The organism is Avibacterium endocarditidis (genome assembly GCF_965138825.1).
GTDB classification, from domain to species: Bacteria; Pseudomonadota; Gammaproteobacteria; order Enterobacterales; family Pasteurellaceae; genus Avibacterium; species Avibacterium endocarditidis.
Window position 1 is genome coordinate 129,647 of sequence record NZ_CBCSDH010000006.1, and the last position, 14,298, is coordinate 143,944.

At 41.2% G+C, this 14,298-nt stretch carries 12 protein-coding genes; 9 read left to right on the forward strand and 3 right to left on the reverse strand.

From position 1 onward, the window contains the following. The first annotated feature begins 3 nt into the window (after window positions 1–3). The 7 genes from mrdA to lipA all read left to right on the forward strand — a co-directional run bounded on the left by mrdA (window position 4) and on the right by lipA (window position 7,220). On the forward strand, window positions 4–1,941 hold the full coding sequence (gene mrdA, locus ACNAV8_RS05155) for a penicillin-binding protein 2 (RefSeq protein ID WP_415777331.1): 1,938 nt from the start codon (window positions 4–6) through the stop codon (window positions 1,939–1,941). Then, window positions 1,941–3,056, forward strand: a complete 1,116-nt coding sequence (gene rodA, locus ACNAV8_RS05160) for a rod shape-determining protein RodA (protein ID WP_103855749.1) — start codon at window positions 1,941–1,943, stop codon at window positions 3,054–3,056. Before mrdA ends, rodA begins: the two co-directional genes overlap by 1 nt. A 54-nt stretch (window positions 3,057–3,110) precedes the next feature. Then, window positions 3,111–3,947: a septal ring lytic transglycosylase RlpA family protein gene (locus tag ACNAV8_RS05165; RefSeq protein ID WP_103855750.1), complete on the forward strand. Its 837-nt coding sequence runs from the start codon at window positions 3,111–3,113 to the stop codon at window positions 3,945–3,947. Window positions 3,948–3,976: 29 nt separating this feature from the next. After that, window positions 3,977–5,164 carry a serine hydrolase gene (locus ACNAV8_RS05170; protein ID WP_103855751.1) on the forward strand — a complete coding sequence of 396 codons (1,188 nt, stop codon included), beginning with the start codon at window positions 3,977–3,979 and terminating at the stop codon, window positions 5,162–5,164. Between the two features lie 93 nt (window positions 5,165–5,257). Beyond that, window positions 5,258–5,560, forward strand: coding sequence for a DUF493 family protein YbeD (gene ybeD / locus ACNAV8_RS05175; RefSeq protein ID WP_103855752.1), 303 nt, complete (start codon window positions 5,258–5,260; stop codon window positions 5,558–5,560). A gap of 26 nt (window positions 5,561–5,586) precedes the next feature. Beyond that, window positions 5,587–6,240, forward strand: coding sequence for a lipoyl(octanoyl) transferase LipB (gene lipB, locus ACNAV8_RS05180; RefSeq protein WP_103853967.1), 654 nt, complete (start codon window positions 5,587–5,589; stop codon window positions 6,238–6,240). A 17-nt stretch (window positions 6,241–6,257) separates the two neighbouring features. Continuing rightward, complete coding sequence (lipA, locus tag ACNAV8_RS05185; RefSeq protein ID WP_415777332.1) at window positions 6,258–7,220, forward strand: lipoyl synthase; 963 nt, start codon at window positions 6,258–6,260, stop codon at window positions 7,218–7,220. 123 nt (window positions 7,221–7,343) lie between these two features. Here lipA and hutZ read toward each other — a convergent pair whose 3' ends face one another. The 3 genes from hutZ to ACNAV8_RS05200 are packed head-to-tail and all read right to left on the reverse strand — an operon-like array spanning window position 7,344 to window position 10,519. Further along, window positions 7,344–7,862 carry a heme utilization protein HutZ gene (gene hutZ, locus ACNAV8_RS05190; RefSeq protein ID WP_415777334.1) on the reverse strand — a complete coding sequence of 173 codons (519 nt, stop codon included), beginning with the start codon at window positions 7,860–7,862 and terminating at the stop codon, window positions 7,344–7,346. Next, window positions 7,856–8,362, reverse strand: a complete 507-nt coding sequence (gene hutX / locus ACNAV8_RS05195; RefSeq protein ID WP_103853964.1) for a heme utilization cystosolic carrier protein HutX — start codon at window positions 8,360–8,362, stop codon at window positions 7,856–7,858. Before hutX ends, hutZ begins: the two co-directional genes overlap by 7 nt. A 15-nt stretch (window positions 8,363–8,377) precedes the next feature. Beyond that, on the reverse strand, window positions 8,378–10,519 hold the full coding sequence (locus tag ACNAV8_RS05200; protein WP_415777335.1) for a TonB-dependent hemoglobin/transferrin/lactoferrin family receptor: 2,142 nt from the start codon (window positions 10,517–10,519) through the stop codon (window positions 8,378–8,380). A gap of 164 nt (window positions 10,520–10,683) precedes the next feature. Between ACNAV8_RS05200 and ACNAV8_RS05205 the strand changes: the two genes are divergently transcribed. Continuing rightward, complete coding sequence (locus ACNAV8_RS05205; protein WP_415777336.1) at window positions 10,684–12,390, forward strand: ShlB/FhaC/HecB family hemolysin secretion/activation protein; 1,707 nt, start codon at window positions 10,684–10,686, stop codon at window positions 12,388–12,390. 17 nt (window positions 12,391–12,407) lie between these two features. Continuing rightward, a partial coding sequence (locus tag ACNAV8_RS05210) for a two-partner secretion domain-containing protein (RefSeq protein WP_415777337.1) occupies window positions 12,408–14,298 on the forward strand: 1,891 nt, incomplete at its 3' end.

Here is a 14,298-nt window from a genome sequence, read left to right on the forward strand (position 1 = left end):
TCAATGGATTTAAAGAAATTGCTTTCTCAGCCAACAATGGAGCCGATCCGCGATAAAAAAGCGGAGCGTAACCTGTTTATTCGCCGCGCCTTAGTGTCTTTTTTAGGCGTGCTTGGGCTGTCTGCAATTTTGCTCACCAATTTATATCATCTGCAAATCGTCAATTATGACACTTATCAAACCCGTTCTAACGGTAACCGTATCAAATTATTGCCGCTGCCACCAACACGCGGTTTGATTTACGATCGCTATGGCAAATTGCTTGCCGAAAATCTCACCTTTTTTGGCTTATATATCGTGCCAGAAAAAGTGGAAAATTTAGACCGCACTTTTGAACAGCTCAAGCAAATGGTGGGTTTAAATGAAGACGATATTGCGAATTTTAAGAAAGAACGCCGCCGTTCTTCGCGCTATACGTCTATTTTACTCAAGCCTGATCTCACCGAAGAACAGATCGCACGTTTTGCGGTAAATCAGCATCAATTCCCGAGTTTATCCGTTAAACCTTATTTTAAACGTCATTATTTGTACGGCGAACCGCTCACCCATATTTTAGGTTATGTGGCAAAAATTAATGATAAAGATGTGGAACGCCTGAAAAAAGAAGACAAATACGCCAATTATGCTGGCTCGCACAATATCGGCAAGCTCGGTATTGAACGCTATTACGAAGAACAATTACACGGTGAAGTGGGCTTTGAAGAAGTAGAAATTAACAACCGTGGTAAGGTGATCCGTAAATTGCGCGAACAGCCTGCAGTAGCGGGTAAAAGCATTCATCTCACCATTGATTTAGAATTGCAACGTTATATCACTGATCTGTTAGCGGGACATAAAGGCGCGGTGGTGGTGCTAGATCCAAAAGACAGCAGCATTTTAGCGATGGTTTCAACGCCAAGTTATGATAATAACCTTTTCGTTGATGGCATTTCAGGTAAAGATTACAAACGCCTGCTTGAAGATCCTGAGCGTCCGCTTTATAGCCGTGTTACGCAAGGGGCTTATCCGCCAGCTTCTACGGTAAAACCGTTTATTGCGGTAGCTGGTTTGCAAGAAGCCTTGATCACGCCAAGCACAACGGTGTTTGATCCGGGCTATTGGATGTTGCCAAATAGCACCAAACGTTTCCGTGACTGGAAAAAATCAGGCCACGGCTATACAGATCTCAATAAAGCGATTACCGAATCTTCCGATACCTACTTTTATCAGCTCGCTTACAATATGGGGATTGATAAACTTTCTGGTTGGATGAAAGCCTTTGGTTTTGGTCTGCCAACAGGTTTAGATATTCGGGAAGAAACCTCAGCAATTATGCCTTCGCGCGAGTGGAAACAAAAACGCTATAAAAAACCTTGGCTACAGGGTGATACCATTTCCGTGGGCATTGGGCAAGGCTATTGGACAGCAACGCCATTGCAAGTGGCAAAGGCCTTAGCTATCTTAATTAATAATGGCAAGGTAAATACACCGCACTTAATGAAAGGGGTGGAAGGCTCTTTCTTTGAACCTTACCAAGATCCTTTTTTATATCCCGATATTAAAGCCAATGATAGCTATTGGGCGCAAGCCAAACGCGGTATGTATAACGTAATTAATGCGAGCAATGGGACAGGGCGTAAAGCCTTTGCTGGCACGAACTATCACGTTGCAGGAAAATCAGGCACAGCACAGGTTTTCAGCTTAAAAGAAAACCAAACCTATAACGCCAAATCACTGAGCAAAGAATTACACGATCACGCGTGGTTTATCGGCTATGCCCCTTATGAAGACCCGAAAATTGTGGTTTCTATCATTTTAGAAAATGCAGGCGGTGGCGGTAGCAACGCCGGCCCCGTGGTAAGAAAAATTATGGATTATTATCTTAATCAACGGCTTCCACAAGTAAACCAAATGGAAAATAAACAGAACGAAGCTCAACCCCAACAAGAGGAAACAGAATAATGAGTAAAAGGAAAATCTGGCTCGGCTTGTGGCAGCGTTTACACATTGATTTCTGGCTATTTCTTGGTCTTGTAATGATTTCCGCCTATGGATTATTCGTGCTATATAGCGCTTCTGGTGGCAATGAAGTGATGTTCCGCAACCGTATCATTCAAGTTACCCTTGGCTTTGTGGTGATGTTTGTTATGGCACAACTTTCCCCGCGTTTTTATCAGGGCATTGCCCCTTATTTATTTGGTGTGGGCATAGTATTGCTGATTCTAGTGGATTTGGTGGGAACAACCAGTAAAGGCGCACAGCGTTGGTTAGATCTCGGCTTATTTCGTTTTCAGCCTTCGGAAATCGTCAAACTGGCCGTGCCATTAATGGTGGCGGTGTATTTAGGCAAACGTCCGCTTCCTCCCACCTTAAAACACACCTTTATCGCACTCTTTATTATTATTGTGCCTACCCTATTGGTTGCCATTCAGCCTGATTTAGGCACATCAATTCTGGTAAGTGCGTCTGGAATTTTCGTTGTTTTTCTGGCTGGAATGAGCTGGTGGCTGATTTTAATTGCGGTGATTGGGCTAGCTGGTTTTATCCCTATAATGTGGTTTTACCTAATGCACGATTATCAACGCACAAGGGTGCTAACCTTACTTGATCCAGAAAAAGATCCCCTTGGGGCAGGTTATCATATTTTGCAATCAAAAATTGCCATTGGTTCGGGTGGTATTTGGGGCAAAGGTTGGATGCAAGGCACACAATCTCAGCTAGAATTTTTGCCTGAACCCCATACCGATTTTATCTTTGCCGTATTAAGTGAAGAACACGGAATGGTTGGTTTCGCCGTTTTGATGTGCCTTTATTTATTTATTGTGGCAAGAGGTTTGGTGATTGGCGTTGAAGCACAAAATGCTTTCGGTCGTACCCTTGTTGGGGCATTAACGCTGATCTTCTTTGTTTATGTTTTTGTGAATATTGGCATGGTGAGCGGCATTTTGCCTGTGGTGGGCGTGCCACTCCCATTAATGAGCTATGGTGGGACGTCTTTTGTTACATTAATGGCAGGTTTTGGCTTGATTATGTCCATTCATAGCCATAAAGAACATTTCTTTAGGGGAACTAACTAAGAATTTATTGTTCTTAACATTCCAACAAAATTTTAACTAAAGTGAATAATCGAAATGAAATTAACACAAATAATTAAGCTGAGTTTGGCATTTCTACTCACACTAGCAAGTGTGAATAGCAATGCTGAAACGCAAAAATTATATGGGGTGAAAGGCCCTAAACTGGTGCACCAAAAAATGTCTGATAAGACCCACACCTATGTGGTCAATGGCGTCAGTTACACCACCAAGCACCCGAGTACGGCTAAGCACTACGCCAAAACAGGGGGAGGAAGTTACTACCACCAAAAATTTTCAGGGCGTAAAACCTCCAATGGCGAATATTATGATCCTAATCGCTATACGGCAGCACACAAAACTCTGCCATTAAATTCTTACGCCTTGGTCACCAATTTACACAACGGTAGAAAAGTGATCGTAAAAATCAACGATCGTGGGCCTTTTATAAAAGGAAGAATTATCGATCTTTCCCTTGTTGCCGCAAAAGAACTGGGGATTATTCATCGTGGTGTTGGACAAGTTCGCGTTGAGGCGCTGCACGTTAATCATAAAGGGAAAATTCTCGGCGCGGGAACGCACAGCCTTGCTAAAATGGCGAAAACACCAGAAGCAGCAAAGCGTTTGGATCTATCCGCAAAACAAAGTGCGGTGCTTTCTGACACCGATTTTTCAGGTTATAAAGTAAAAATGCTAAACTTAACCTACAAACAAGCAATACAAATGGTGAAACAAGCCAAACGCTTAAAAGTCAAAACAAAAATTGACTCAAATAAAAAATCTCACAGTATTTCCTTTGGGCCATTTAAAACTAAACGTGAAGCACAACAATTTAAAGCCAAACTTCATAAATTAAATGGCACTAAGCCAGTGATTATTTATAGTCACAAATAAATTTAACTCTATTTAGGACGTAATAAATTATGTTTAAACATATGCTTAAAAAAACCAAATTTGCCCTTATCACTGCTACATTATGCGCAAGCCATTCTGTAATGGCAGAAGATATTCAATATGGCATTGCCGCACCACAACTGAATGCGCAAACCTATATTTTAATGGATTACAATTCTGGTGCGGTGTTAGCAGCATTTAACCCTGATCAACGCCAATACCCAGCTTCACTCACAAAAATGATGACAAGCTATGTAGTGGGCGATGCGTTAAAACAAGGCAAAATCCACGATACGGATATGGTGACCATTGGCGAAAGTGCGTGGGGTAAAAACTTCCCAGGTTCATCAAAAATGTTCCTAAATTTAAACCAACAGGTTTCCGTTGCCGATCTTAATCGCGGGATCATTGTGGTATCGGGCAATGATGCTTGCGTGGCAATGGCGGAACACGTTTCAGGCTCAACACAAAATTTCATCAATGCAATGAATAAATATGTGGAGCAGTTTGGTCTAAAAAATACCCATTTCACCACCGTACACGGCTTAGATGATGAAAATCAATATTCTTCCGCCCGTGATATGGCATTAATTGGTGCACATATCATTCGTGATTTACCTGAAGAATATAAAATCTATGCGGAAAAAGAATTCACTTTCAACAAAATTCGCCAACCAAACCGCAATGGCTTGTTGTGGGATAAAACCCTGAAAGTTGATGGTATGAAAACAGGGCATACCGACAAAGCCGGCTACAACCTTGTAGCTTCTGCATTGGGCAACGGCAATATGCGTTTAATTTCGGTGGTGATGGGCGTACCAACTTACAAAGGCCGTGAAATTGAAAGCAAAAAATTATTGCAATGGGGATTTGCTAACTTTGAAACCTTCAAAGCCTTAGAAGCCAACAAAACCGTTTCTGAACAAAGCGTTTATTATGGCGATAACAGCAAAGTGCAACTTGGCGTGTTGCAAGATCAATTTATCACCTTGCCAAAAGGTCGCCAAGCGGAAGTGAAAGCCCGTTATGATTTAGACAAAAAATACCTTGAAGCGCCATTGGCGAAAGGCCAAGTGGTGGGCAAAATCACCTATCAGCTTGATGGTAAAGACATTGCTAAAGTAGATTTACAAGTAATGAACAATGTTGAAGAAGGCGGTTTCTTCGGCAAAATCTGGGATTGGTTAGTGCTAACTGTAAAAAGTTTATTCAGCTAAACTTGAAATTGGTAAAATCTTCCCAATCTAAAGCTCAAATGGCCGCACTAAACAAAGTGCGGTCTAAATTTTTAACAAATTTGAGGACAAAAAATGGCAGAACAAGAAAAAGTCGTAAAACTTGAAGATATTCCACAAAAGCAACTTAAAGATCTTCTTGAATTCCCTTGTGATTTCACCTTTAAAGTGGTGGGAGCTAACCGACCTGATTTAGCCGATGATGTGATCGCTGTGGTACAAAAATATGCCAAAGGTGATTATAATCCGCGTGAAAATGTCAGCGGAAAAGGCACATACAAATCCATTTCAGTGGATATTGTGGCTGAAAATATTGAGCAAGTGGAAACCCTTTATAGCGAACTTGCCAAAATTAACGGCGTAAGAATGGTGCTTTAATCTGCATAAACAATAAGGTAAAGGCGATGACCCAATCCATTATTATCCGCCAACTTGGCGTGCAAGATTATCAAGAAATTTGGCATAAAATGCAGCAATTTACTGATAATCGTGATGAAAATACCCAAGATGAAATCTGGCTCGTTCAGCACCCTGCGGTGTTCACCCAAGGCTCAGCGGGCAAGCCTGAACATTTATTGCAACAAAGCGCGATCCCTGTTGTGCAGTCAGATCGTGGCGGACAAATCACCTATCACGGATTGGGTCAGCAAGTTATGTATGTGTTGATCGACATTAAACGCCTGAAAGCGCAAGGCAAAGATCTCAATGTACGCCAGCTGGTTACCGCCCTTGAACAATCGGTGGTACAAACGCTGGCAGATTACGGCATTGAAGGCTATCCCAAAGCCGATGCACCAGGGGTGTATGTGGACGGCAAAAAAATCTGCTCGCTCGGTTTACGCATTCGCAAAGGCTGTTCTTTCCACGGTTTAGCACTAAATATCAATATGGATCTTACGCCTTTCTTATACATTAACCCCTGTGGTTATGCCGGGCTTGAAATGTGTCAAATGGCAGATTTTATCCCGCAAGAAGAAGCACAGCCAGACAAGGTTTCGCCCAAATTAGTTACACACTTCACCCAATTATTGGGGTATAATTCCGTAACAAATTCTTAACAAAAATAGGAGCGTTAATGGCAACGCCTTTTAAAATGGAACGTGGCGTAAAATATCGTGATGCCGCAAAAACTTCCATTATCCCAGTAAAAAATATCGATCCCAACCAGCCTTTATTGAAAAAGCCTGAGTGGATGAAAATCAAACTGCCAGCCAATTCAGCAAAAATTGATAGCATCAAAAATGGAATGCGCCGCCACGGCTTGCATTCTGTGTGTGAAGAAGCCTCTTGCCCTAACCTGCACGAATGTTTTAACCACGGCACGGCAACCTTTATGATTTTAGGGGCGATCTGTACCCGTCGTTGTCCATTCTGTGATGTGGCACACGGCAAGCCTTTACCGCCTGATCCTGATGAGCCTCGCAAATTAGCCGAAACTATTCAGGATATGAGATTACGTTATGTGGTGATCACGTCGGTGGATCGCGATGATCTGCCTGACCGTGGTGCAGGCCACTTCGCGGAATGTGTGAAAGAAATCCGCGCGCTTAATCCGGGGATAAAAATTGAAATCCTTGTGCCTGATTTCCGTGGACGCATCGAACAAGCGCTAGAAAAATTAAAAGATAATCCACCAGATGTGTTCAACCACAATTTGGAAAATGTGCCACGCTTGTATCGTGATATTCGGCCAGGGGCAGATTATGAATGGTCGCTCAAATTATTGCGTGAATTCAAAGCAATGTTCCCTGATATTCCAACCAAATCAGGCTTAATGGTGGGCTTAGGCGAAACCAACGAAGAAATCTTACAAGTGATGCAAGATTTACGCGCCAACGGCGTAACAATGCTTACACTGGGGCAATATTTGCAACCAAGCCGTCATCATTTACCAGTCGCGCGCTATGTTCCGCCTGAAGAATTTGATGAGTTCCGTGATAAAGCCAACGAAATGGGCTTTGAACACGCCGCCTGCGGGCCTTTCGTGCGTTCTTCTTACCACGCAGATCTCCAAGCCAGCGGTGGGTTGGTGAAATAATCCAACAACTAAATTACTCTAATACAAAGAGCGGTAGAAAATTTCAAGATTTTTCACCGCTCTTTTTCTGCATAATAAAAACCCCGCCAAATAAAGTGCGGGGCTTTTTTCATTATTTTTGGCTTAGTGCTGTTCGATATGACCTTGATCTAAATGCACCACATCAACCTGATTATTCGGTGTAACTTGGAAGGCTTGACCAAAACCTTTAACGAATAATCCTTGCTGTGGGATCAAATGAAATAGCGAAAAATCTTGGAATTGAACCAATTCTTGCATCACCTTGCCGTGGCGATTTTGCAATAATTCCGTGCCAATTTGCCACTGCTCAGAATCCCTCGCCACTTCCACAACTTGCGCATCAGCGGTTAAGCGATGGCGAGCAAAAATTTGACGGCTGTCGCTTTCATCTTCAATAAGCATAATGGAAACCTTGCCATTATTTTTTAGATTTCGTGCGTGCTTGGCAATGGTGGAAATAAAAATGTAGTAGCCTTGCTCCCCTTCGGCAAAAGGGGCGTAGCTCACATTGGGAATGCCATTTTCATCAACTGTGGCCAACAACAAGGTTTTGCATTGCTGTTTTAAGGCCTGAATTTCTGGAGTAAGGCGTTGATTTAAACGTTGTTGGCGATCTAGCATAAATTATCCTTATTTTTTAACTGGTTAAATTTTGAAACTTGCTCGGGAATGAGCTGGCGTTGCTCATCACGCCCAAGATAAATTTTAAATAGCACCTCATCTTCATCAGTAATGAATGCGATGGCATAACTTTCTTTACCGCGGAACGGTTTGCTCAACAAAACAATGTGCTTCACTTTGTCTAACTGTAAATGTCCGTGTAAGGCAATGCCTGCTTCTCTTTTCATATTGAGATTGAAATAGCCGTAACCAAATTGTCCTTGGGGAAACACGCCGCTGATTTCAAAAATCGATCCCGCTTTTTCCACAATGGTAACCACGTTGCCCCAAGTATGAATTTCTGCCAGCAATTCCACCGCACTTCCGTTATAAAGATGAATAAAGTGCGGGGGTAAATTTTGGATTATTTTTCCTTCTTTCACCTTGAGTTGTGCAGCAAGATCAAGGGTGTGCAAATCAGGATTATCTGCCAATGCCTGTGCAATTTGTTGTTGTATCATTGTTTATCCTCCAAATTAGAATTGATAAGCTAACGATACTTTGACATTGCGCCCTGCTTCAGGGGTTAAGCTGAAAGCTGGGGTGTAGGCTTTATCGAAAAGATTTTCCACCGCAAAATCAATGCGTAAATTTGACCATTCGCCTTTTTGTGGCGCATAGCTAGCGGTAATATCCGTTAAGGTATAAGACGGATAATGCCCATTATGCGATGTAGGTACACGTTTTTGCGCAAAATAGTGGCGCACTTTTACCCCAATGGTGAAGGTTTCTGGCACAAGCGCATAAGATGCCGCAAGAATAATTTTATCCGCATTGATATTTTCCAACGCTTCACCCGTTTGGCGATCTTTACCACGCAATACGCCATACTGAAGATCCGCCGACCAACGTGGCGTTTCGTAATGGGCTGCAAGTTCTGCCCCTCTTAAACGCGCGTTTTGTACGTTACGATATTGGAATTGCAATGTGCGTGTTTGGCGTATCATTCCAATTTGCTGTAATTCAATAAAATCTTTTACATCATTTTGGAAAACCGTTGCGGTGACGCTGAACTTATCTTGCGCTGTCCACAAATCTTGCCAGTGGAATTTGGCGCTCAATTCTTTATTTTTCGCCACTTCAGCTTTGAGAACGGTATTTTCCACAAATACCGCTTCCGCCATTCCTTTAAAACCGAAATGATGACCTGAAATATAACGTTCTTGCAGACTTGGGGCGCGGAATGCTTCTGCATATTTTGCGCTTAAATTCAACCAAGGTGTGGCACGATAATCCAAAGTAACAGAAGGGGATAAGTGGTTTTTACGATAACTTTGGCTTTGTTTTTCTGAACTCTGGTAGCTATCAAAACGTAGCGCTGGCGAAAGCACTAAATTGTCGCTGAGATTAATATGACTGAGTAAATAAGCGCCCCACACATTGGCTTTTGCATCATAAGGATTTGGGCGATAATTGGCAGTAGAATAATCACGGCAACGAGGCGAGGTCGCGTTAGTGCAAGTGCCGTCTTGCGCTTTTTTCTCGCGTTTTGTTTTTACTCTGTCTTGATAAAAATCTACCCCATAAATCAAGGCTACACGATCAAACTCTGAGGCATTACGCAAGTTAAACCCCGTGGTTTTATAATGAGTTTCATCATTGGTGCCTGTGCGAAGATTGGTTTCGGTTTCTTTAGTATCATTGATATACAACGTTAATTCACCATTCACCAATCGGGAATCTGGATTGAAAAGATAACGCAATGACGCAGAACGATCTTTTACTTTTTGTGCAGAAAGATCAGCGATACCGCCAGCTTTGCCATAATCAGGCTTGCCACCGCTAGCATAAATTTTCCCTACTTCTGCAACAAAATCATTCGGCGTATAAGGCTCATACATCTCATTATTAGCTGGCGCAGTTTGTTTACTTTGCGTGCCGCGCAGGTTTAATTCTAAACGATGATGATCATTTATTTGCCAACCTGCTTTAACTAAGCCACCTTGCTGAGTGAGTTCGCTATGCGGTAATTTGCCTAAATCCTTACCTAAACGTAAGTCTTTATTTTTATTGTAAAATCCTTGAATTAACCAATCAAACTGACCATTTGCGCCATAAACAGCCAATTCACTTTGTGAACCAGAATCCGCCGAATGATAGCCTTGCTTGATCAATGCACCCCAAGTTTCGTTGGGTCTGAGCAAGTCAAAGGCGTTCAAGGTTCGCATTGCCACCACACCGCCTAATGCGCCACTGCCCCACAAGGTACTTGCAGGCCCTTTCACCACTTCAACTTCGCTTAACATACTGGTTGGTAAGAAATAAGATCCACGATGCTCTAAATTAAAATTTTGTCGCACGCCATCTACCACCTGAACCACTCTTGTTCCACTTAAACCACGAATAGCTGGGTTTTGTGCCAGTGTTCGCGAACCGCCTGCAATCTCCACATTCGCTTGTGTCGATAAGGCTTCCGCTACGCTAGCAGGCTGTAAAGTATCTAATTGAGATCGATTTAAAATGACGATATTTGCTTGATCTTTAGTGTATTGCGTGGGATCGCGCAACGCTTGAACGTTAATTTGTTCTAACTGCTCTGTGGCATAAGCCGTGCTACAAATAGTCGTGCAAATCGTTGATGCTAGTGCGAGATACAGCGGTGAAAACTTCATTTTCATAAGTGTTTTTTATCCTTTTTGTTGTTGATAAGTTGTCATTTCCAAAAAAATTTCGCTTATCTTAAAAAGGCAAAAAAGGATTGTCAATGTTATTGATAATGATTTTCATTTATGTAACTCCAATCCTACCTAAAACACAGTATGCGCCACAAACAAGGAATTTTATGCGTAAAATCAATTGCTTAATTTATGGATTGGGATTTTTACCTGCTATTTCACTTGCTCAAAGTACAGATTTTCAACAGCAGTTACAACAATCCGCCGTGCTTTCCAAAGAACTCAACCAAAATACACCGCACTTGGCTAAACCAGCTGGGGAAATGTTTAATAGCAATCTATCCAACGTACCGCAACAAGCAGGTGATCTGCATTTTGAATTAAAAGAAATTGAGGTAAAAATACTCTCAGAGCAAGGCTTAGACACGCCAATTAATGAGGATCTTTCTACACTCATTTCTCCTTACTTGAATCGCCCAATTACGTTGGCTGATCTAAATGAACTAACGCGTCAGATTACCCTTTATTATCGTCAGCATAATTATCTTGTTGCACGTGCTTATTTACCCCAACAAACCATTGAAAATCAACGTGTTATTATTGGTTTAATGCTAGGTAATGTTGGTGAGGTTCGTATTGACAATCAAAGTCGTTTTAAGACTAATTTTGATCAAAGAATGGCAAATACCAGCGTGAATTCACAGCCCTACTTAGCACAAAGTGAAGTTGAAAAATTATCGTTATTACTCAATGAAGTACCTGGTATCAACGCACAGTTAGGGATTCAAGCAGGACAAAATAGAGGTAGTGCAGATGTTAATATTCAGCTAAAAGACAGCAAACTATGGCAAGGTTATTTTTTCACTGACAACCAAGGCACGTCTGAAACTGGCAAATATCGTCTAAGTGCGGGAATAAAAATGTTGAATTTAGCAGGAATGGGGGATCAGTTTAATCTTGATTTACTCAGTTCACAAAATGCTCGGTTGAAAAATATTCGTGCTGAATATTCGTGGATCATTGATGGCTACGGCACAAGATTTGGGGTATTTGGTTCTTATCTACACTATAAATTAGGCAAAAATTTCACCGCACTTGATGCAAAAGGGAATAACCAAACCCTAGGCGCTTACATTTTACACCCGACTATTCGCCAACCTAATTTTCATTTGAATACTAAATTAACCTTTAGTCATAGCCGTATCCGCGATGCGCAAGGAATTCCACAACCTATTGAAAATATTGCAAAAATTAATCTTATCAATCTTTCATTCAACGGGGTATGGAATAGTTTTGCGCGTGGCACCACCTATTTCAATCTTGGGGCAACTGTTGGACGAGAAAATAACCATAGCACCGAAGCTTGGCAAAATAGCCCGATAGATTGGCAAGCAAGCAATAAATTTACCTTGGTCAATGCTGAAATTGCGCACGAACAAATGCTACCAAAAGACTTTGCCATTGAAGCGAGTATTAAAGGGCAAATGGCAGATAGAAATATTTCTAGCAATCAAAAAATGTTACTTGGCGGCACTAATGGGGTGAGAGGTTATCGAACTGGTGTTGCGTCAATCAGCGATGGCATTCTTTCGCAAATTAATCTGAAACATTATCAACCGCTGTTGCAAGATTCTTTGCTTGTCAGCTCGCTATTTTACGATTTTAGTGCAGGTAAAAAATACCACAAAATTCAAGCATACGAGCAACGCCCAGAACAACATAATCACATTAAATTGCAATCTGTTGGTGCTGGCTTACAACTCTTTTCGCCAAACAATTACAGTCTTTCTTTTTACTATGCAAAACCGATTGGCGCACGTCTTGAAAAAGAGAAAGAACACCAAATTGGCTTGTCATTGCTAAAATTATTCTAATCAGATAAGGAGAAAAAATGAAATCCGCACAACAACTTAGTCTCATTTCTCTTGCGATTCTTTCATCAACAAGTCTTGCTGCACAACTTGATCCGAATGCCTTACCTAAAGGGCATCAAATTGTACAGGGTGAAGCTCAAATTAATACACAAAATAATGCGATGACAATTAAACAAAATTCTGATCGCGTTTCGATTAATTGGGACAGTTTTGATATTGGTCGCCAAGCTAGCGTTGAATTTCAGCAGCCTAGTTCAAGTAGTATTGCTTATAATCGCGTTACTGGGGCGGATGTTTCTACCATTCAGGGCAAGCTCAGTGCCAATGGACGCGTTTTTCTTGCCAACCCAAATGGCATTATTTTTACCAAAGATGCGCAAGTTAATGTAGGCGCGATTCTAGCCACCACAAAAGATGTAGAGAAAATCAGTGAAAAATCACGATATGGTGGCGATACTGTTGCTTTTACAAGAAAAAAACAGCAAGAAGGTGAAATCATCAACCAAGTCACAATTAATGCACAAGACGCCATTATTTTGCTGGGCGATAAGGTGAAAAATCACGGAACGCTGAATCTTACAGGCAAAGCATCAGAAAAGGCACAAGCCAATTACTGGGGGGAATTAGAGCGCATTCAAATACAAAATAAAACGGTGCTTTTGGCAACGGGTGAAAATTTCACTCTTGATTTAGATAATTTTAACGTTGTGCTTACTGGCAATGAAATGGCTAGCTTAATTGAAAATGATGGCGTTATTTTGTCCAATGATCGCATTGAACTTACCGCAAAAGGCAAAGAAATGGCAAAAGATATTGCCATTAATAATAACGGCATTTTGGAAGCTAACAGCATTGCTATTGAAGGTGGAAAAATTCTTTTAGGCAATAACTCTGATATTCGTTATGGGAAAAATCATACCAGTGGCGCAGAATTAACCATTACGCAAGTAGGCAAAGCGGAAGGTGATGGGGTAAAAATTAGCGGAAAAATTACCGCACTTACTAATGTTAAAAAAGCCAATGTGCAAAATAATCAATACAATAATCGCTTTAAAAAGAATGAATTAGCTTTAGATGAAAAAGGTGATGTATATTATACCGACAGTGATTACACGTTAAAAACAGCGAAAAAAGTGGATCAGGGGCTGCAAAGTGCGGATGGAAATCTCTATATTTATCAGAAAAATGGCATGTTTGAGATTTTAGCAAAAGGCGCTTATCAAGATTATCAAGCAAGCGCTGGCGGTGCAGAATTAGCTTCAAATCTAAGAAAGCCAGCCCTACAAATGGCATACCAAAAACCGATTTTAACCATTAATTACTTAGAGAAAGAAAATAATGTGAGTAATGTGGAAACGCATCTTGGTACCCAACTTGATCCTGTTAATGCAAAAATTGCGGAACAAATTAAAGCACAGATTGATGCTGGCAATTTGGTTTTCTTAAAACCTGATGAAATCAGCAAGATCGCAAGCCAAGTCATTGAAGAACAAAAAAATGCCTTGCTAGCCAAAACCAATCTTTCTGAAAATGAATTAAAAACCCAATTAAATGGCAATCTTTCAAGCATTACTGTTGGTAACGAAACGCATAAACGAGAAGGCTTAATTTTCACTGAAAAATTACAACAATTTGCGCAAGAGTTAGATCAGAAAAATCAAGTGGATACCAGTCATAGTACCACTTTTGACGATCTAAAATTATTAGCCAGTTTGTTAGATCGAACCGCCAGTTTTGGCGAAAATCGCGAGGCCACTCAAACTGCGTATGTGAGTGCTGATAAAAAAACGCTTAAGGTAGTTCGTGTTGATGAAAAACTTGCGGACAAATTACAGCGTAAACTCGCCTTGCCACTCACCACGATCCAAGCTGACAGCGCAATCAATATTGAAAATACGACCTTTACCC